The 20,388-nt window shown below is 70.4% G+C and carries 14 protein-coding genes; 4 read left to right on the top strand and 10 right to left on the bottom strand.

Annotated elements, in window-relative coordinates; translation table 11 throughout:
* Nucleotides 1-68: 68 nt before the first annotated feature.
* Nucleotides 69-3,449, bottom strand: a complete 3,381-nt coding sequence (locus tag D3272_RS06390; protein ID WP_165361249.1) for a class I SAM-dependent DNA methyltransferase — start codon at nt 3,447-3,449, stop codon at nt 69-71.
* A 262-nt stretch (nt 3,450-3,711) separates the two neighbouring features.
* Nucleotides 3,712-5,367: an energy-dependent translational throttle protein EttA gene (ettA, locus tag D3272_RS06380; RefSeq protein WP_129218309.1), complete on the bottom strand. Its 1,656-nt coding sequence runs from the start codon at nt 5,365-5,367 to the stop codon at nt 3,712-3,714.
* 184 nt (nt 5,368-5,551) lie between these two features.
* Between ettA and D3272_RS06375 the strand changes: the two genes are divergently transcribed.
* A complete protein-coding gene (locus tag D3272_RS06375) occupies nt 5,552-7,549 on the top strand; it encodes a hypothetical protein (protein WP_129218308.1) in 1,998 nt (665 codons plus the stop codon).
* An 85-nt stretch (nt 7,550-7,634) separates the two neighbouring features.
* On the opposite strand, the gene D3272_RS06370 is transcribed toward D3272_RS06375, so the two are convergent.
* The 3 genes from D3272_RS06370 to D3272_RS06360 all read right to left on the bottom strand — a co-directional run bounded on the left by D3272_RS06370 (nt 7,635) and on the right by D3272_RS06360 (nt 11,457).
* A complete protein-coding gene (locus D3272_RS06370; RefSeq protein ID WP_129218307.1) occupies nt 7,635-8,579 on the bottom strand; it encodes an ABC transporter substrate-binding protein in 945 nt (314 codons plus the stop codon).
* Between the two features lie 156 nt (nt 8,580-8,735).
* Nucleotides 8,736-9,719: an ABC transporter permease subunit gene (locus D3272_RS06365; RefSeq protein WP_129218417.1), complete on the bottom strand. Its 984-nt coding sequence runs from the start codon at nt 9,717-9,719 to the stop codon at nt 8,736-8,738.
* A gap of 103 nt (nt 9,720-9,822) precedes the next feature.
* The gene (locus D3272_RS06360; protein ID WP_207210142.1) at nt 9,823-11,457 is read right to left on the bottom strand and encodes a sugar ABC transporter ATP-binding protein; all 1,635 of its coding nucleotides are present in this window, start codon (nt 11,455-11,457) and stop codon (nt 9,823-9,825) included.
* Between the two features lie 382 nt (nt 11,458-11,839).
* Between D3272_RS06360 and D3272_RS06355 the strand changes: the two genes are divergently transcribed.
* Both D3272_RS06355 and D3272_RS06350 read left to right on the top strand, forming a co-directional pair.
* The gene (locus tag D3272_RS06355; RefSeq protein WP_207210141.1) at nt 11,840-12,478 is read left to right on the top strand and encodes a 2OG-Fe(II) oxygenase family protein; all 639 of its coding nucleotides are present in this window, start codon (nt 11,840-11,842) and stop codon (nt 12,476-12,478) included.
* A 276-nt stretch (nt 12,479-12,754) separates the two neighbouring features.
* Nucleotides 12,755-13,828: a sensor histidine kinase gene (locus tag D3272_RS06350; protein WP_129218305.1), complete on the top strand. Its 1,074-nt coding sequence runs from the start codon at nt 12,755-12,757 to the stop codon at nt 13,826-13,828.
* Between the two features lie 96 nt (nt 13,829-13,924).
* On the opposite strand, the gene D3272_RS06345 is transcribed toward D3272_RS06350, so the two are convergent.
* The 5 genes from D3272_RS06345 to larC all read right to left on the bottom strand — a co-directional run bounded on the left by D3272_RS06345 (nt 13,925) and on the right by larC (nt 19,184).
* A complete protein-coding gene (locus tag D3272_RS06345; RefSeq protein ID WP_129218304.1) occupies nt 13,925-15,064 on the bottom strand; it encodes an aldo/keto reductase in 1,140 nt (379 codons plus the stop codon).
* A gap of 121 nt (nt 15,065-15,185) precedes the next feature.
* A complete protein-coding gene (locus D3272_RS06340; protein WP_129218303.1) occupies nt 15,186-16,232 on the bottom strand; it encodes a HoxN/HupN/NixA family nickel/cobalt transporter in 1,047 nt (348 codons plus the stop codon).
* 47 nt (nt 16,233-16,279) lie between these two features.
* Nucleotides 16,280-16,984 carry a nickel pincer cofactor biosynthesis protein LarB gene (gene larB / locus D3272_RS06335; RefSeq protein ID WP_129218302.1) on the bottom strand — a complete coding sequence of 235 codons (705 nt, stop codon included), beginning with the start codon at nt 16,982-16,984 and terminating at the stop codon, nt 16,280-16,282.
* The gene (gene larE, locus D3272_RS06330; RefSeq protein WP_342634165.1) at nt 16,984-17,805 is read right to left on the bottom strand and encodes an ATP-dependent sacrificial sulfur transferase LarE; all 822 of its coding nucleotides are present in this window, start codon (nt 17,803-17,805) and stop codon (nt 16,984-16,986) included. Before larE ends, larB begins: the two co-directional genes overlap by 1 nt.
* Entirely contained in the window at nt 17,802-19,184 is a 1,383-nt protein-coding gene (gene larC, locus D3272_RS06325; protein WP_129218301.1) for a nickel pincer cofactor biosynthesis protein LarC, read from the bottom strand. The genes larE and larC overlap by 4 nt, the downstream gene beginning before the upstream one ends.
* A 125-nt stretch (nt 19,185-19,309) precedes the next feature.
* On the opposite strand from larC, the gene D3272_RS06320 reads away from it, so the two are divergent.
* The gene (locus D3272_RS06320) at nt 19,310-20,377 is read left to right on the top strand and encodes an aldo/keto reductase (RefSeq protein WP_129218300.1); all 1,068 of its coding nucleotides are present in this window, start codon (nt 19,310-19,312) and stop codon (nt 20,375-20,377) included.
* Nucleotides 20,378-20,388: the final 11 nt, after the last annotated feature.

Raw genomic sequence — 20,388 nt, 5'->3', positions numbered from 1 at the left:
GCGTGGCCGATCAGGCCGGCCACACATGGGTTATAGGGTCGCAGGCTGCGGCGCCAAGCGCATGCGGCTCAGCCATACCGCTGCAGCCTGAAGCTGTCCCCGCCGTCCACCGTGGCGACGAGCCCCATGCGGTAGAGCGACAGCAGCACCGCGGCGACCTTGGGGGCGACGCGTCGCCCCTGCTTGAAGCTGGTGGCGATGCTGCCGGCGTCGAGCGCTCCCGAGGCCCGCATCAGCGCCGCCATGACGACAGCCGTCTGGGCGGCGTCCTCGGACGGATAGGAGGGCTTCGGGGCCGCCGCGACGGCGGGTGCCCGCGGCATGCCGCCGACGAGCGCGAGGTCGGCGCGGTCGTTCGGCATGGCGAAGCGCGGCACCTGGTAGTCCGGCCGGAGCCAGCGCACGACGCCCCGTGCCTCCTCGCGGATCCGTTCGGCGTTCAAGGCCACGAGCCGGTCGAGGGCGCCCTCGTCGTCCAGTTCCGCCGGCCAGCCGTAGGCGGCAGCCACGGCGCGGTCGAGCCGGTCGTGCAGCTCGGCCAGGATCAGCACGAGCCCATCGTCGAAGATGCGGCGCTCGCCGGCCGTCAGCTCTGCCGGCAACGTGCCGGCCCGGAGGCGGTCGCGGACATTGTAGAGGCCGGTCAGGGTCAGATGAGGACCGTCGGCGAGGACGGCCTTGCGATGCCGGTCGATCTCCTCGGCGATGGCGCCGATGCCGCGCCGCCCGGCTTCCTCGGCCGCCGGGAACGGGAAGGGATCGAAGGTGCGGGACTTCGAATAGCGGGGCCTGTCCTCCAGCGTGCCGCCGCTCGCCGCCGACCAAAGGCCATGCAGCCGCGACGACAGGACCCCGAGCACGAAGGGGTCGGCGGAGGCCACCACCACCAGCATGTTGTCAGGCAGGATCTCGCGGTCGAGGAACTGGAATACACGGTGCTTCGCCGTCTCGACGGTGGCGATGAACCTCGGCAGTTCCTCAAGGGCGGGGCGCAATTCCCGCCGTGGCTCGCCGAAGATCCACCAGGCGTCGCGGTAGACGGCCCGGTTGTTGTCCGCACGCTCGGGCGCGACGCACAGCAACAGGTGCTGGTACACCTCGGGAAACCGCCTCCGCACGTCGTCGATGTCGAGGCCGTGCAGGTCGATCACCGATACGCCGCGCGGCCGGGAGGTCAGGTCGCGTCCGTTGCGGTAGGGCCGGATGTGGCGGTCGAGCCCCGCTCGGCGCCCGAGCCCCAGGTGGCGCGTCTCGGCGTCCGTCACGATGAAGCCGGCCCCGTGCAGCTTGACGCCGGGTGAGCACAGGCCCTGGGTGGCCCGCAGTGGCTGGGCGATGGTGACGTCCACCCCGACGGTCAGGTCGGCGTTGATGCGGCCCTGGCGCTCGTCGAGCACGAGCAGCGGCGTGTCGGTGTCGAGCCCGGCCTCGCTGACCACCGTGCGACGCGAGCCTTGCACGACGCCGGCCTCCCCGACCGTCATGGCGATGCGCACTGCCGCCGCGTCTCGCGACACCTTGGTCCAGGGATGGTCGGGCACCGCCATGACGATGGAAACCGGGCGCGCTGCCGACAGGTGGCGGTGGATGACTCGACGCTGGAAGACCTGGCCGATGGAGTTCGTGGTGACGAAGCCGAAGCGCCGCAGCACCGTGCCGGGCTGGGTCAGGAGGGAGGCGGCGTGGTCCCACCAATACATGACGTAGTCGGCGCTCTCGTTCATCGCCGGGTGGGCCGCCCGGAGCGCTTCGGCATAGCGGTCGCCCAATCTCGCCCGGACGTCCTTGCCGCCCATGAAGGGCGGATTGCCGACGATGAATTCCGCGACGGGCCAATCGGGCCTGCGGGGTCGGGGGGCGTCGCCGTCGAGCACGGCGTCCCGGACCCGGATGTTGTGGAAGTCCTTCAACACCGGATCGTTGGGCAACCCGCCCCGGGTGCGCAGGTGACACTGCAGGTGCCCGATCCAGAGCACCAGTTCGGCGATGGCGGCGGCCCGCGGGTTGATCTCCAGACCGAGGAACTGGTGCGGATCCACCGTGTGGCCTTCGAGGCCCGACAGCGCCTCCTGGCCCCCGAGGGCCGCCAGGGCTTCGAGCACCTCGTCCTCGAGCCGCTTCATCAATTCCAGGGCCACGTAGAGGAAATTACCGGTGCCGCAGGCGGGGTCGAGGACGCGCGTCGCGCAGAGCCGATCGTGAAAGGCCGCCACGGTGCGGCGGGCCTCCGCGGTCCGCCCCTCGGTCTTCTGGCGCTCGGCGGTGGAATAGGCGGCGAGCCATTCGGCCCGCAGCGGCTCGATGACCGTCGCGACGACGAGGCGCTCAACGTAGGCGCGCGGCGTATAATGGGCACCGAGGCGGCGGCGCTCGTCCCGCTCGAGAGCCTGCTCCAGCAGCGTCCCGAAGATCGAGGGGTCGACATCCCGCCAATCGTGGCTGGCGGCGCGGCGCAGTTCGCCGATCTCCTCGCGCCCCAGCGGCAGAACGCTGCGCTGCTTAAAGAAGGCGCCGTTGAACCGACGGACGTGGCCCTCGACGGCGTGCGCGTAGCCGCCCGCATCCATGGCGGCCCAGAGCTGCTCGATCATCGGCACGAAACGGGTGGGATCGGCCTCGCAGCGCTCCAGCGCGATCTTGAAGGAGGCCGGCGGCAGCAGGCCCACGTCGGACGCGAACATAGTGAACAGGCAGCGCATCAGGAACATGGCCACGTCGTCGGCCGCGTGGCCGGCGGTTTCCAGCGCCTTGGTGACGGCGGCGAGGCGCTCCGCGATGGCGCGGGACACGCGCGCGGCGTGGCGCGCCGGATCTTGCGAGGACGGGTCCTCCCAGATCGCGCTCAGCCGCGCCTGGATCTCGGGCTGACGCAGTTCGTCGAGGTAGATGCGGAAGCTGCGCCGGTCGGGAAACTGGTCGTAAACCTTCCCGTCACGCCGAAAATTGGCGTAGATCTCGAAACAATGGCCGACGTCGCAGACGATGAGGAACGGCGGCGGTTCATGGTCCACCGGCAGCAGCGGGACATAGGCCTCGGCCTGCTGGCGGGCATTGACCATCAGCACGTCCCAGGCCCGGTCCGCACTGCGCCGTCCCTGGCTCGGTGTCGGCATGGCCGGGAGCGCCAGCTGCCCGAGGATCTCGTTGCGGGCGCCCTTGAACCGGGACTGCTTCGCTTCGAGGATGAAGCAACCTCGCTTGTAGAGGTCGATCCGCGGATGGCTGACGACGCCGTCCCGGTCCCTTTTGCTGAGAACGCGTTCGAAGACGTAGTCGTTGGCCCGCGCCCCGGCTTCGGCCGGCTCTGGCCGCTGCAGGTCGAGCGCGTCGCAGAGCTCCACCAGGAAGAGACCGTAGTTGGCCCGCTCTTGCCCTCCCTGCCTGCCCTGCCAGCGGCGGATGAAGGCGTCGAGTGGCTTTGCTCGTTTTGCGTGCGAATCGTTGCTCATAACGATTCATGGTAGTGACAGGCATGACCGTGGAAGCTGACGATGCGACGTGATCTAGCTTACACGCGGCGTTTTGCACGTTTGACGTGTGGTGTATGGATTGTACAATCTTCAGAGATATACCCGGCCCGTGCCGAAGACGCGAAACGCCCTTCTGGCGACAGAAGGGCGTTTAGACCGGCCAGGGCCGGGAGCAGTACGGGAGACTGCCTCGGGGGCTGCCATCAGTCCCGAGACGGAAAAGGCAATCTGTCCCTGCGGGTTAGCGCGAGAACTTCTTGTACTTCATCCGGTGCGGGACGAGCTTGTCGACGCCGAGGCGACGCTTCTTGTCCTCCTCGTAGTCGGCGAAGTTGCCCTCGAACCACTCGACGTGGCTGTCGCCCTCGAAGGCCAGCATGTGGGTGGCGATGCGATCGAGGAAGAAGCGATCGTGGCTGATGATGACGGCGCAGCCCGCGAAGGCCAGGAGCGCGTCTTCCAGCACCCGCAGCGTGTCGACGTCGAGGTCGTTGGTGGGCTCGTCGAGCAGCAGGACGTTGGCGCCCTGCTTCAGCATCTTGGCGAGGTGCACGCGGTTGCGCTCACCGCCCGACAGCATGCCGACCTTCTTCTGCTGGTCACCCCCCTTGAAGTTGAAGGCCGAGCAATAGGCGCGGGAATTGATCTCCTTCTTGCCGAGGTAGATGATCTCGTTGCCGTCCGAGATCTCCTCCCAGACATTCTTCTTGCCGTCGAGCGTGTCGCGCGACTGGTCGACGTAGCCGAGCTGGACCGACTCGCCGATCTTCATCGTGCCGGCGTCGGGCTTGTCCTGGCCGGTGATCATCTTGAACAGCGTGGTCTTGCCGGCGCCGTTCGGCCCGATGATGCCCACGATGCCGCCGGGCGGCAGCTTGAACGACAGATCGTCGATGAGCAGCCGGTCACCGAAGCCCTTCTTCAGCCCCTCGAACTCGATGACGTTCTGGCCGAGACGCTCCGCCACCGGGATCACGATCTGGGTGATCGAGGGCACGCGCTCCTCGCTCTTCGCCACGAGATCTTCGTAGCGCTGGATGCGGGCCTTGGACTTCGACTGGCGGGCCTTGGGCGAGGAGGCGATCCACTCGCTCTCCTGCTCCAGCGCGCGCTGGCGGGCCTCGTCCTCGCGGCCCTCCTGCAGCAGGCGCTTCTGTTTCTGCTTCAGCCAGCTCGAATAGTTGCCCTCGTAGGGGATGCCGCGGCCGCGGTCGAGCTCGAGGATCCAGCCCGTGACGTTGTCGAGGAAGTAGCGATCGTGGGTCACGATCAGGATGGCGCCCGGGTAGGCGCGCAGGTGCCCCTCGAGCCACGACACCGTCTCGGCGTCGAGATGGTTGGTGGGCTCGTCGAGCAGCAGCATCTCGGGCTTCTCGAGCAACAGCCGGCAGAGCGCCACGCGGCGGCGCTCGCCGCCCGACAGGCTGTCGACGTCGGCATCCTCGGGCGGGCAGCCGAGCGCGTCCATCGCCTGGTCGACCTGGGCGTCGAGGTCCCACAGGTTCTGCGCCTCGATCTCGTCCTGGAGCGCCGTCATCTCGTCGGCGGTCTCCTCCGAGTAGTTCATGGCGAGTTCGTTGTAGCGGTCGAGGATAGCCTGCTTCTTGGCGACGCCGAGCATGACGTTGCCGCGCACGCCGATCTCCGGGTCGAGGTGCGGCTCCTGCGGCAGGTACCCGACGCGCGCGCCCTCCGCGACGAAGCCCTCGCCGGCGAATTCCTTGTCGATCCCCGCCATGATGCGCAGCAGCGTCGACTTGCCCGAGCCGTTGATGCCGAGGACGCCGATCTTGGCCGTCGGGTAGAAGGACAGATGAACGTTGTCCAACACCTTCTTGCCGCCCGGATAGGCCTTGGTCAGGCCCTGCATGTGATAGACGAATTGATTGGCTGCCATGGGAGATGGGCCGTCGCGCGCGAGGAGGATGAGGAATTGGCGCGACAGGTAGCAGCCCCCCGGCGCCGGTTCAAGCGCAGCACGACGCGCCCCCTCGGCGGGTGAGACGGCGCCCGCTCACCCGCCTTACATCGGTCTTGCTCCGGCCCTATCGGCTCGCCCGTCATCTTGTCAGGAGACGCTCGTGACCTCGACCGCCACCGCATCCCTCCAGCCGCCCCCGCCCGGGTCGGCCCCGCGCCAGGCCAGAGGTGCCGCGGATGCCCTGCCGGTCCTCCCCGCCGACACCGACGCCGCCGACGGAGTCGAACCCCGCGGCGCCGCCACCGTGCTGACCGAGGCGGCCCTGCACCGGCGGGCCGCCACGCCCCTCGCCGTCGGCATCTTCGGGCCGGCGGGCTCGGGCAAGAGCCGCTTCATCGCCGACATGCTCGACACCGCGACCCGGCTGGCCGAGGGCGCGCGGAACCGGGCGGCGGCGGGTCCCTTCGTGGCCGACGTCGTGGTGGCGCGCGTCTCCCCCATGCCGGGCCGCGAGCCGGCCGCCAGCCTGGTCGGCGGCCTGCTCGACGCCCTCGGCGCGGGCCATGCCGGCTTCGCCGAGGATGCCGTCCATGCCGGCGGCGACCCGCGCGAAGCCGAGCGCCTCGCCGGCGAGCGGGTGAACGCCCTGCGGCGCAAGCTCGACGGCGAGCGGCAGGCGCTCGACGACGTGACGGCGCGCCGCGCCCGCCTCACCGAATCCGTGCTCTTCGACGGCGCCGGGTCGCGGGTGGACGCCTTCGTCCGCGCCAACCGGGCGCGGATCGAGGGCCGGCTCCGCGCCTTCGGCCTGCCGGCGTCCGATCCCATCCGGTCCTTCAAGGAGCTGGTGCGGGACGCCGCCGAGCCCGGAGGGCCGCGCTCGCGCCTCGGCCTGACGCTCGGGGCCATCTGGCGCTTCAAGGGCCAGGGCTCGCTCATCGCCGTCGCCGTGCTGCTGGCGGCCGTCGGCTGGGCGGCGGGCAGCTGGGCGGACGATCCCGCGACCGTGTCGGCGTGGCTGTCCGGCTTCGGCGACCACTTCACCACCGTCACGGACTGGGCCCGGGGCCATCTCGACCTGCTCCAGCCGGTGAGCCGCATCGCGCTGGCCCTCGCCGTCCTGGCTCTCCTGGCCGTGCTGGTGCGCGCGGCACGCTTCCTCGGGCCGGTCTACCGCGGCATCGCGCTGCTGAAGGGCGACCTCGGGGCGCGGCGCCGCGACCTCGACGGCCTGCTGGCGCACCAGACCCGCCGGGTCGACGCCTTGGCGACCGACGTCGAAACGGCGGGGCGCGGCGCCGAGGCGGCCCAACGCCGGGCCGAGGGCCATCGCAGCGCCGGGCTGTCGGACCACGGGGCGGCATTGGCGGCCGACCTGTTCGGCCTCGTCCGCAGCCCGGCCGAGGCGGCGGAGCGTTTCTTCGCCACGCTGAGCGCCGGCATCTCGGCGGGCCGGGAGGACGCGCCGCAGCGCATCGTGGTGGCGGTGGACGGGCTCGACGGCCTGGCTCCGGCCGAGTTGGCGGGGTTCCTGGCCACGGCACATCGGCTGCTGGCCCGGCCCGGCTTCGTGTGGGTGGCGGGGTTGGAGCGCGACGCCGCCGCGGCCGCGCTCGGCGAGTTCGACCCCGCGGCCGCCGCGGCCCGGCTCGACCGCATGGTGCAGATCTCCTACGACCTCGGCGCCGTCACGCCCGAGGCCGGCCCGCTGGCCCAGCGGCTGCTCGTCCAGGGCCCGGCGGAGACCCGCGGCGCGCGGACGGCCGATCCCGCCCGCTCGTCGCTCGACCGGCCCTTCGAGCCTTTCGAGGCCGAGGTCGTCGGTCGGTTGGCGCCCTTCACGGGCGGGATGCCGCGAGCGGTCGAGCGTTTCGTGCAGGGCTACCGGGTGGCGCGTGCCGATCCGCGCCTCGACGGGGCGCCGCCCGCCAGCTTCGCCATGCTGGCGCTCGGCCTGGCGCTCGACGGGACGGGTGGGGGCAGCGAACTCTCGACGCTCGACCATGACCTCGGCCGGGGCCGGTCGCCGGCGGACCCGGCCTCCGACGTCGGCCGTGCCTTCGCGGCCGCCGCCTCCGCGCTGCCCCAGGGCTTGGCGGGTGGCGACGACCTGCGCCGCGGCCTCGCCGTGGCGCGCAGCTACGGCCGTCGCGGCTGAACGGGCGGGAGCCCGCAAAGCGACAGGCCCGCCCCGCCGGGAGCGGGACGGGCCTGCGACGGTGCCGTGAAGACCGCGGGCGGGATCAGCCGCCGGTGCGGTCGGCCTGCCAGCCCTTGTAGTCCTTGACGTTGTCGCGGGTGACGAGGGTCGACGGCACCAGGGTGATCTTCTGGCTCGGGGCCTTGCCGTTCAGAAGGTCGACGCCGATGTCGACGCCCTTGCGCGCCAGGGCATAGGGGTCCTGGCTGGCCGAGGCCTGGATCATCGGGGTCTTCGGGTCCTTCAGCGCCGCCTCGATGTCGGGCGCGCCGTCGACCGAGGTGATGATGATGTTGGTGCGATTGAGCTGCTTGGCGGCGAGTTCGGAGCCGAGCGTCTGCGGGTCGTTGATGGCGAAGATGGCCTGGACGTCGGGGAAGCGGGTCAGCAGGCTCTTCATCACGTTGAGGCCGGCGTCGCGCTGGCCCTTGCCGTCCTGGTCGGACGACAGGATCTTCATGCCCGGAGCCTTGGCGATGGCGGCCTTGCAGCCGTCGACGCGGTCGATCACCGACGACACGTGCGGGCCGTTCTCGATGATGACGTTGCCCTTGCCGCCGAGCTTGTCGATGAAATACTGGCACGCGATGGTGCCGGCCTGGACGTTGTCGGTCGTCACGGCGGCGTCGGCGCCGTCCGCGTAGGTATCGACCGCGATCACCTTGATGCCGGCCTTCTGGGCCTTCTCGATGGCGGGCTTGAGGGCGTGGGGGTCACCGGGGTTGAGCAGGATGAGGTCGACGCCCGCCGCGATGAAGTTGTCGATCTGCTGAACCTGCTTGCCGAGGTCGTACTCGTAGCCGAAAGTCAGCAGCTTGACGTTCGGGTTGGTCTTCTTGGCCTCGAACTCCGCGCCCTTGGCGAGCGCCTGGAAGAAGGGGTTGCCGAGAGAGCCGAGCGAGATGCCGATCGACTTGAGCTCCTTGGCCTGGGCGGTGCCGGCCACGAGCGCCAGCGCGGCGCCTGCGAGGAGGATCTTCTTCAACATGGTGACTCCCTAAAGATGTGTCGTTGCCGGCGCCCGGCAGGCACCGTTCCTTCCTGACCGGCCGGAAGCCGGTGGAACTGCCGTGATGGCACGCGCTTCCCCCAGGCGAAAGGCCTGGGGGAGAGGCGAGGGCCCGAGCCTGTGGACGCCACGGCCTCAGGTGCGGGCGCCGCCCTGGTTCCGCAGCCGGTCGAGCGCCACCGCGCCGATGATGACGAGGCCCTTGATGATGTACTGCCAAACATCCGACACGCCGGCCAGGATGAGGCCGTTGGCCAGGACCGCGATGATGAGGGCGCCGATCAGCGTGCCGATCACCGAGCCGACGCCGCCGACGAAGCTGGTGCCGCCGAGGATGACGGCCGCGATGGCGTCGAGCTCGTAGCCGGTGCCGAGCTGCAGCCCGTTGGCCGACTGCAGCTGCGCGGCCTGCATCAAGCCGGCGAGGCCGGACAGAAGGCCCGACGTGCCGTAGGCGAAGAGCAGGATGAACCACACCTTGATGCCGCTGAGCCGGGCCGCCGCCGGGTTGCCGCCGACGGCATAGATGTGAATGCCCAGCACCGTGCGGCGCAGGATGAACCAGGCCAGCGCCACCACGGCCAGCGCGATCACCGTCAGCCAGGAGATGTCGCCGATGGGCGTGCTGAAGTTGCTCGCGATCCCGGCGAAGGACAGGTCGGAGTTGAACACCGTCGTGTCGTTGCCGAACAGCCGCGCGAGGCCGCGCACCGCCGTCAGCGAGCCCAGCGTCACGATGAAGGGCGGCAGCTTCAGGGCCGCGATCAGCGTGCCGTTGACGAGGCCGAAGCCGGCCCCGACCAGGAGGCCGACCGGGATGGTGACGACGCTGTAGTTCACGCCGGTCGCCACGATGAGGGCCGACATCGCCGAGACCGCCAGGATCGAGCCGACCGACAGGTCGATGCCGCCGGTCAGGATCACGAAGGTCATGCCGGTCGCCAGGACGGCGTTGATCGAGGCCAGCTGCGCCACCACCGGCAGGTTCGCCGAGGTGAGGAAACGGCCGGCCTCCCAATGCAAGCTGCCGGTATCGCCGTAGGCGCTCAGGAACTGGAACAGGATGGCGAGCAGCACCAGCACCGGCAGCATGCCGGCCGTCTGCATGAAGGATCGCATGCGCTGCTTGGCGACGGCCGAGGAGCGCGCCTCGGTCTTGGCGGGAGTGGCGGTGCTCACGATTCCTACCCCTTGTTGATTCTTGGTCTCGTTGGTCGGGACGTCAGTGCGCCGTCGGACGGGACGCGCCGGGGTTGTGGCCCACCGCCACCTGCCCGGCCGGAGCCGCGTCGCCGAGGTCGAAGCCACCCGCTGCTCCGGCGACGGGCGACACCCGGGTGGCAGCCGTCGCCAGGGCGATGATGTTCTCCTGGTCGATGTCGTCGCCCGTCACCTCGCCCTCGAGGTGGCCCTCGCGCATCACGATGACGCGATCCGCCACGCCGACGACCTCGGCCAGTTCCGAGGAGATCACCAGCACGCCGGCGCCGGACTTCGCGAGGTCGTCGATGATGCGGTAGATCTCGGACTTCGCCCCGACGTCGACGCCGCGGGTCGGCTCGTCGAGAATCAGCACCATCGGCCGCGTCTCGAGCAGGCGCGACAGCAGGCACTTCTGCTGGTTGCCGCCCGACAGCGACCCGACGGTGATCTCCGGGCCCGCCACCCGGATCTTCATGGCGGCGATGGCGTCGCGGCAGCGCTGCAGGGCCTTGCGCAGGTCGAGGATCCCTGCCCGCGAATCCTTGCCGCAGATCATCAGGTTGATGTTGTCCTTGGCCGACATGTCGAGCAACACGCCCTCGGCCTTGCGGTCCTCGGTCAGGTAGACGATGCCGACGTCGATGGCGTCCTGCGGCGAGCGGATCTGCACGGATTTTCCGGCCAGGCGCACCTCGCCGGTGCTGCGCGGGTCCGCGCCGAACAGCATGCGCGCCATCTCGGTCCGCCCCGCCCCGACGAGGCCGGCGAGGCCCAGCACCTCGCCCGGATGGAGATCGAATGACACGTCGTGGACGCGCCGGCCGTCGCCGAGGCCGCGCACTTCGAGCACCGGAGGGGCGTCGGGGCTGAAGCGGTGGCTCTTCTTGTAGAAGGAGGACAGGTCGCGCCCCACCATCATCTTGACGACGAGTTCGGGTGTCATCTCGTCCCGCAGGATGGTGCCGACATAGGTGCCGTCGCGCAGCACCGACACGCGGTCGCTGAGCTCGTAGACCTCGGCCATGCGGTGGGAGATGTAGATGATGGCCAGGCCGTCGCGGCGCAGCTGGCGCACGATCTCGAAGAGCTTCTCGGACTCGCGGGACGACAGCGCCGTGGTGGGCTCGTCCATGACGAGGATGCGCGACTCGGCATGCACGGCGCGGGCGATCTCGACCATCTGCTGTTCGGCGATGGACAGCGTGCCGACCAGCGTCGCCGGCGTGAAGGCCGCCCCGAGGCGCTGCAGCACGCCTTCGGAGCCCCTCAGCATGGCGCCGCGGTCGATCAGCCCACCCCGGCGCGGTTCGCGGTTGAGGTAGATGTTCTCCGCCACCGTCAGGTTCGGCGACAGCGCCAACTCCTGGTAGATGATGGACACGCCCGCGGCCCGCGCCTCGATGGGGCCGCTGGCCTTGAGCGGCACGCCGCCCACCCGGATCTCGCCGCCGGGGTCGGCCTGGTAGGCGCCCGACAGGGTCTTCATGAGGGTCGACTTGCCGGCGCCGTTCTCGCCCATCAGGGCGTGAACCTCGCCCGGATAGATGGTGAGGTTGACGTTCGACAGCGCCTTGACGCCCGGAAACGTCTTCGAGATGTTGCGCATCTCGAGGATCGGCACGCCATCAGGGGTGCGGGCTCGCGCCTCTGTCATTCGTCATCCCCCGACGCTTCGCGGCTTGCCTTGTCCGAAGCCGTTGCCGGACTTTGCGAGACGGAACCACGGATTGTCAATCGCGACCGGGGAGCCGGCGCGGCTGTCCACCGCCGATCGCGTCATCCGCCTGTGCGGGTTGGTGAATCCGGCCTGCCGCGGGGCCGCATGCCTTTGACGATAGCCCCGGCCACGTCCGGGCCGCCCGTCCGGCGCCAGGCCGGCACCCCGCTCCCCCCGCGGCGCCTCGCGTTGCCTTCGCGCCCCGGTTCGGCCATGGTCGGCGGCGACAGAGATGGCGCCGCCCGCGCGGCCCGACCCTCGATCCCCAGACCCTCGCCCCCAGACCTTCGCCCCCAGGCCCTCGACCCAGGAGACCCATGTGAGCCTTCTCGACCTTGCTGCCTTCGACGCCACACCGCTGACCCGCGACCCGTTCGACTTCACCATCGTCGAGAACTTCATCCGGCCCGCGGAATTCAAGCCGGTCCTCGCCGACTTCCCCCGCATCCCCGGTCCCGGGTCCCATCCGCCCGCGGAACTCTCCATCAAGGGCCGGTTCAAGACCCTGATGGAGGAGATGGAGGGACCGGCCTTCCGGTCCGCCGTCGAGCGCAAGTTCGACATCGACCTGTCGGGCCGGCCCACCATGTACACGGTGCGGGGCTTCGTTTCGGACCGCGACGGGCATATCCATACCGACTCGAAGACCAAGATCATCACCGTCCTGCTCTACCTGAACGAGGGTTGGGAAGAAGAGGGCGGCCGCCTGCGCCTGCTGCGCTCGAACGACAGCCTCGACAACCCCGTCGCCGAAGTGTCGCCCAACGGCGGCACGCTGCTGGTCTTCCGCCGGTCGGACAATTCGTGGCATGGCCACAAGACCTTCAAGGGACAACGCCGCGCCATACAGCTCAACTGGGTGACGGGCGTCGACGTCGTCGCCAACGAGCAGCGCCGCCACGCCTTCGCGACCCGCGTCAAGAAGTTGAAGAACATGTTCCTGCCGATGGCGAGCTGAAGCCGAATGCACCTGTCGTCCCGGGCGCCGTCGCCGGCCCCGGGGAACCTACGCTCCGGTCTGGCGTTCACACGAACCGAAGCGATGCGAGTTCTCCGGTGATCCCGGCGCCCCCGTGGCGACCGGGACTTCGCGGATCCGGAGAATTCGGCGCCAACCTCATCCCTCCCCAGGGGTGACAGTGCGAGTTCCGCGAATGATTGATCGACACGATCGGGTCGGCCTCGCGTTCGTCAATCCGGAGCCAGGTTCGACAGACCCCGCGATGGGTGCAGCATGAACGGGGCCAGGACGGACGAGGAGCGCAACCTCGATCCGGAGATGGACGACATCCGCCTGCGCGCCGACCGCATCCGCTTCGCCCTCGACGTGGGCGGCACCGGGATCTGGAGTTGGGACGGGCCGGCTCAGGCCTTCGTGGGGGACCGGGGCGCCTCGATCCTGTGGGGGCTTCGCCAGGGCGAGGCCTTGACGTCGCAGGTGCTGGAGCAGTCGCTCCTGCCCGAGGACCGGGACCGGATCTTCGACGAACTCCGCCGCGCTTCCAGCCCCTCCGGTCCCGACCAATGCGCGCTGGAGTTCCGCATCCGACGCCTCAGCGACGGTGCCGAACGCTGGATCGCCCTGAACGGCCGCCGCTACGGGACCGGCCCCGACGGGGACGGGTTGCTCGAGATCATCGGCACGGCGCGGGACGTGACGTCGCGCAAGCAGCGCGAAACCCACATGCACCTCCTCATGCGGGAGGTGACGCATCGCTCGAAGAACCTCCTGGCCATCATCCAGGCCATGGCGCGGCAGACCGTGAAGGACAGCATCACGGCGGCTGAATTCGAGCAGCGCTTCTCGGCCCGGCTGCGCGGGCTCGCGGCGTCGCACGACCTGCTCGCGGCGCGGGACTGGCACGGCGCCGCCGTCGGCGAACTCGTCCGGTGGCAGCTCGGGCCCGCCCTCGACACGGCGGGATCGCGCATCGCGATCGCGGGGCCGGACCTCTACCTCAACCCGGAGGCGGCCCAGAATATCGGCCTTGCCTTCAACGAGCTGGCCAGCAATGCTTCGCGCTTCGGCGCCCTGTCGGACCTGTCCGGACGGATCGCCATCACGTGGTCGATCGACCCCCGGGACAGCGACGCGCGGCGGTTCCACATCTCCTGGGAAGAGTCCGGCGGCCCGGAAGTGTCGGAGCCGGGGCGAACCGGCTTCGGCCACAAGGTCGTAGAGCGGCTGGCGGCGCGGGCGCTGGACGGCGAGGTTAGCCTCACCTTCCCACCGTCCGGCCTGCGGTGGTCCCTCCACATTCCGGCCGCCTTCGTGCTCGACGCCGCGGACCTGCCGGCCGTCAACTAAGATCGGCTCCGACGCGCCCGGCGGGCCGGCAACCCCTTCCCGTTTTCGGGAAGGCGGCGCCGGCCCGCGACGCTGTCGGGCGGAGGGTGGCGAGCGTCAGCCGTTGCCGATCGGCGCGAGGTCCAGGACCGGCGTCGTCTGGCCGCCGAGGAAGTCCGGGTGCTTGGCGGTGGTGTCGAAGAACGCCGTCGTCTTGAACAGCTCGTAGCGCCCATCGGCCGCCGCCGCCTGGGTGCGGGTCAGCAGCGCCACCATGTCGGGCTCGGTGAGCGGCTTGAACCCCTTCGCCACCGCGAAGGCCTGATCGAGCGACCGGCGGTCGTCGATGCCGGTGATCAGCACCGAGACGGGCAGGCTCAGCGAGAACGTGAGGCACTCGACCGCCGAGGCGGTGCCGCTCTTCAGGATGACGGTGTCGCCGAGCGCCTTCATGCCCAGGATGCCGATGCCCTCCCGCACCGCCACCGGCGCCACGAGCTGGCCGAAGGAGCGGAAATGCGCATCCATGACGTTCAGCGGCATCTGCACGGTGTCGAAGTGGAAGCCGCGCTTGCGGGCCACCTCGAGCATGTAGAGGTGGATGCGGGGATCCTTGTGGCCGGTGAAGCCGACGTAGCGGACCTTGCCGGCCTTGCGGGCCGCCATCACGGCGTCGAGCGCACCGCCCTCGGCGAAGACGCGGTCGGGATCGTCGAAGCGCAGGATCTCGTGGAACTGCACCAGATCGAGGTGGTCGACCTTCAGGCGCTTCAGGCTGTCGTCGAGCTGGCTCGCGGCGGCCTCGCGGGTGCGGCCGTCGATCTTGGTCATCAGGAACACCTTGTTCCGGTAACCGCCCTCGGCGAGCGCCTTGCCCATCCTGAGCTCGCTCTGGCCCTCGTTGTAGTCCCAGCTGTTGTCGAGGAAGGTGATGCCGCGGTCGATCGCCTCGTGCATGAGCCGGACGGCTTCGGCCTCCGACAGCTTCGGCTTGCCGATATGCGAGCCGCCGAGGCCGATGGCCGACACGGTCTCGCCCGTGGTGCCGAGCTTGCGATACAGCATCTCGCCCCGGAGTTCGCCCGGGTCGGAGACCCGCGGCAGGGCCGAGGCGGCGGCGGCCGGCGTCTGCTCGGAGCCGGTCGAGGGCAGCGTTTCGCCCGCCAGCGTCGCCGCCTGTGCCGCGGCACCCTCGCCTGCGGCGCCGATGCCGGCGACGCCGGCCAGGGCGGTCTTGATGAATGTCCGACGTTCCATTGCGGGCCTCCCACGCGTTCGGGATGGCAACGTCCGGCCCGGGACCGCAGGTCCCGGCCGCGGGGTCGCATCGCGCCCCGTCGTAGCTCGAGGCCGCCTCGGCTTCCGCCTCGTCGAAGCGTCAGGCCGCCTCGGCTTCCGCCTCGTCGTAGCGCTTGTAGCGGTAGACCGCGACCGAGACGGCCCAGCTGACGGCGAAGAGGGCGATGATGACGAGGCCGAGGATGCCGAAATTGTCGTTGAGCGCCCCGACACCGGCCCAGAAGGCGCCGTCGAGCTTCAACCGGTCGGCGACGAGGCCGAGGGCCTCGAGGCCGCCCACCAGCAACGCCATCACCACCGACACCAGCGTTATGGTCATGTTGTAGTAGAGCTTGCGAATCGGCTTGGCGAAGGCCCAGCCGTAGGCGCCCACCATCAGCACGCTGTCGGTGGTGTCGAGCAGCGTCATGCCGGCGGTGAACAGGGCCGGAAAGATCATGATGCTCCACACCGAGAGCCCCTGGCTCGCCGTGCTGGCCGAGATGCCGAGCAGGCCCACCTCCGTGGCGGTGTCGAAGCCGAGGCCGAAGAGCAGGCCCAGCGGGTACATGTGCCACGAGCGGCGGACGATGCCGAAGACCGGGCGGAATACCCGGGCCAGGAGGCCCCGGCCCGCCAGCAGGCGGTCCACGTCCTCCTCGACCAGCGGCCCGCCGCGCTTGACGCTGTGGAAGGTGCGCCATACGCCGGCCAGCACCACGATGTTGGCGGCCGCGATGAGGAACAGGAAGGCGACCGACACGCCCGTGCCGATCAGCGAACCGATAGCCCGCATGGCCTCGAACCTGTCCTGCAGGGCCGCCGTCGTTGCGGCGATCAGCAGCGACAGCGCCACCACGACGGTCGAGTGCCCGAGCGAGAACCACAGGCCCACCGACAGCGGCTTGCGCCCCTCCGCCATGAGCTTGCGGGTGACGTTGTCGATGGCGGCGATATGGTCGGCGTCGAAGGCGTGGCGCAGCCCGAAACTATAGGCCAGCGGCGCCAGGGCGAGCAGCGTCGGGTGGCCGCGAAAGGCCACGAAGGCCCAGAGCCAGGCTCCGATGTTGGCGCCGATCAGCAGGGCGTAGATGCCCGCCACCCTGGTGCGCAGGCGGACCGACCCGGGCGAAAAGCGCGACAGCATCCCGGTCCCTTCCCGGCTCACGGCGTCATGGCTCAAGGCGTCACGGCTCACGGCGTCACGGCATGGGCGGCGCCGGCCGCGGCCGCCGGGCCGTCCTCGCGCCGCGCCAGCAGGCTGCAGATGCGCAGCGCCGCGCAGGCCGCGCCATAGCCGTTGTCGATATTGACCACCGCCACGCCGGGCGCGCAACTCGCCAACGCCGAATGCAGCGCCGGCATGCCGCCCTCGGCGACGCCGTAGCCCACCGAGGTCGGCAGTGCCACGACGGGCGACCGGACGAGGCCGCCCACGACGCTGACCAGGGCGGCATCCATGCCGGCCGCCACGATGACGACGGGCGCGCGGCGGATCTCCTCGATCCGGTCGAGCAGGCGCCACAGGCCCGCGACGCCGATGTCGGTGAAGGCGGTGTGGGGCTGGCCGTTGAACGCCAGCGTCCGGCAGGCTTCCCGCCCCATCGGCACGTCCGACGTGCCGGCCATCACCACGGCGACAGGGTCGCCGCGGCGCGGCACCCGCGGGGCTCCGTGCACGGCCGTGCGCGACAGGGGCTCGTAGTCGAGCGCGTCGCGAAGGCGCGGCGGGAGCGCCTGGAATTTCGCCGCATCGAGCCGCGTCAGCAACAGGCCGCCCCCGGCCGGGAAGGCGTCGAGGATGGCGGCGATCTGGTCGGCGGTCTTGCCGGCGCAGAAGATCGCCTCGTCGAGGCCGATGCGCTCGTGGCGGGCGAGGTCGAGCTTGAACTCCGCCATCAGTGCTCGTGCCCCTGCAGGAAAGCCGACCCGTTGCGATAGGGCGCGAAGGTGAGGGCGGCGCTGGGCAGCAGCCCATCGAAGCGGCGTGCCACGCCGCTGGCCACGGCTTCCCGCCGCTCCACCCCGAGGGCCGCCAGGGTGGCGGGATCGAGTTCGACCACCACGCCGGCGGCGCGGACGCGGCACCGCACCGTGCCGCGGGGGAAGTCGCCCGCGAGGTCGCGCTCGGTCGCATGGATGGCGCGCAGGACCTCGGGCCGGATGGCGATCCCGGTCTCGACGCGGCTCGACAGGCAGGGCGCGGCCGGGAGTTCGCTGAGGTCGCCGAGCCCGGCCCGACGGGCCAGCGCCCGCACGGTCCGCTTGTCGATGCCGGCCTCGAGGTAGGGGTGGCGCACGGCCTGGTTGCGGGCGGCGTCGAGGCCGGGCCGGTATTCGCCGAGGTCGTCGGTGTTGGCGCCCGACACGATCTGCACCGCCGTGTGCCGGGCGATGGTGCCGTAAAGGTTGGTCTTGCAGAAGAAGCAGCGGTTGGTCGGGTTGGCGACGTAATCGGCGTCGTCGAACTCGCCGGCCTCGACCACGCGCAGCCGCCAGCCCCGCTCGGCGGCCAGCCGCTCGACACGGGCCGTGGCGTCGCCCGGCACCGCCGCCGAGACGGCGTGGAACATCGTCGCCTTCGGGCCAGCCGCATGGGCCAGGGCCGCCAGGGTCAGGCTGTCGATGCCGCCGCTCACCGCGACCGCGACGCCGTCGGCCATGCCGCGCAGAACAGCCTCCAGGCGCTCCGCCGCCGCGCCCGTACCGATGTCCGTCAAGCCCCGTCCTCCCCCTGCGCGGCGAGGCGGCCGAGGGCCACGTCCTCCGCGTCCCGCCGCAGTTTCAGTCGCGCCGCGTGACCCGGCTCCGCGGCGACGTCGGAGGCCTCGGTCTTGGCGGTGCGGCTGCCGTCGGGCCGCGTCACGTGCTTGGTGCGGAGCGAACGCTCCCCCACCGCGACCGTGTCGAAGCCGCGCGGCAGGGCCGCGCCCTGCACGGTGTGGAACCGCAGCCCGATGGTGCTGGTTTCGGCGAAACAGAGCGCGATGGCGGCGTCGAGCCGGTCGGGCGCCACCAGCACCTGCACGTGGGTCGCCACCCGCCCCTTCTTGCCGAAGACGACGCCCTGCACGACGTCATGGACGCCCGCCATGGCGCGGATGTGGTCGAGCCCGTTGGACAGGTCCTCGGCCGACAGGTCGTCGACCTCGAAGGCGATGACGCCGAGCTCGCGATGCGCGAAGGCGCTGGCGGGCCCCGGCGTCGCCGCCTCGGCGGGCGCGAAGGCGAGGACGCGCAGGCAGTTCGACAGGCCCGGCAGCGTCCGGGTGCCGAAACCGGTGCCGCTCGCCGCGAGGCGGCGCGGCCGCGCTGCGGCCGGGCCGGCGCCGAGCAGCAGGTGGCGTGCCACCGCCGCGCCCGTCGGGGTGACGCGTTCGCCCGGGACACCGTCGTCGATCGTGTCGAGGCCGCGCAGCAGCAGCGCGGTGGCGGGCGCCGGGACCGGCAGGATGCCGTGCGCCGTCCGCACCCGGCCGGAGCCGAGCGGCAGCGGTGCCGCGCTCCAGCGGCGGGCATCCACCAGGGCGATGAGCTGGGCCGCCGCCACGATGTCGACGATCGAATCCACCGCCCCCACCTCGTGGAACGCGACCTCGTCGACGGCGACGCCGTGAACCTCGGCCTCGGCCGCGGCGAGGCCGGCGAAGATCGCCACGGCCTCGCGCTTGACCCGCACGTCGAGGCCGGACGCCTCGATCAGGGCCCGGATCGACGACCACGCGCGATGCTGGTGGGCGCGATCCTCCGCAGGATGACGGTGCCCATGCCGGTGGTCGTTGTCGTGGTGGTGGTGGTGCCCGTACTCATGGTGCTGATCGTGCCCATGGTGGTGATCATGGTCATGCCCATGGCGGTGATCGTGCCCATGATCGCCGTGGCCGGCATGCCAGCCGCCTTCGGCCGCCACCAGGAAGCGCCGCCCCGTGAGGCCGGCGGCGTCGCGGTGGGCCACGAGCCGCACTTCGGCGCCCGATCCGAGGCCGAGGGTCGCCACCGCGTCCCGCACGGCGGGCCAGTGCTGCGGGAAGGCGTCCAGCAATGCCGCCGCGAACATGTCGCCCGACCATCCGCCGAGCGGATCCAGATGAATGTCCAACCGCGACTCCGACGCCCCAAACCTTAACGCGACGACAACGTTGACCGGCCGTGCCGGATCCACGGCGTCCCCGCCATCGCGCGGGGGCGCATCGCCGCGGTCCGGTCTTTCAGGAGAGGACGCCCATGTCGACCGCCCCGCAAAACGCCGCCACGCTGCCGCCGGCCCTGCCCCAGGGCCTGAACCGTCCCGTCGACCCGGCCGACCTTCCCTTCGTCGGGCATGCCGGCGAGAAGCGCGGCGAGATGCTGTACCGCAAGCTCGGGCGCACCGGCGAGACCGTGTCGGCCATCGGCCTCGGCGGCTTCCACATCGGCAAGAGCGTCCTCACCGACGATGATTCGGTCAAGCTGATCCACCAGGCCGTCGACCGCGGCATCACCTTCCTGGACAATTGCTGGGACTACAACGAGGGCCGTTCCGAACTGCGCATGGGCGTGGCGCTCGATCAGGGCGGCTATCGCGACAAGGTCTATCTCATGTCGAAGATGGACGGCCGCTCCAAGGCGGAAGCCACCAAGCAGATCGACACGTCGCTGAAGCGCCTGCGAACCGATCGCATCGACCTCGTGCAGCACCACGAGATCCTGCGCTACGACGATCCGGACCGCATCTTCGGCGAGGGCGGCGCCATGGAGGCCTTCGTCGAGGCCCAGAAGGCCGGCAAGATCCGCCACATCGGCTTCACCGGCCACAAGGACCCCCGCATCCACCTGCAGATGCTCGACGTCGCGGCGGAACGCGCCTTCCACTTCGACGCCGTGCAGATGCCGTTAAACGTCATGGACGCTCATTTCCGGTCCTTCGCCCATCTCGTGCTGCCCTATCTGGTGCAGCACGGCATCGGCGTTCTCGGCATGAAGACCTTCGCCGATTCGGTGCTGCTGAAGAGCGGGGCCCCGATCGAGCCGATCGAATACCTGCACTACTGCCTGAACCTGCCGACGTCGGTCGTCATCACCGGCATGGAGCGGCAGTCCGACCTCGACCAGGCCTTCGCAGCCGTGGCGAGCTTCCAGCCGATGGACAAGGCCGCCGTCGCCGAACTCCTGTCGCGCTCGCGCCCCTATGCCATCGAAGGCAAGTACGAGCTGTTCAAGACGAGCTCGACCTTCGACGGCACCGCCAAGACCAATGCCTGGCTGGGCGAGGAGGTCGAAAGCGTGCAGAAGCTGGCGCCCGTCATGGAGTGACGGCGCCGAAG

This window comes from Lichenibacterium ramalinae, from assembly GCF_004137085.1.
In the GTDB taxonomy this organism is placed as follows: Bacteria; Pseudomonadota; Alphaproteobacteria; order Rhizobiales; family Beijerinckiaceae; genus Lichenihabitans; species Lichenihabitans ramalinae.
Note: the sequence above shows the minus strand (reverse complement) of the source record. Positions and strands in the feature narration are given on the sequence as shown.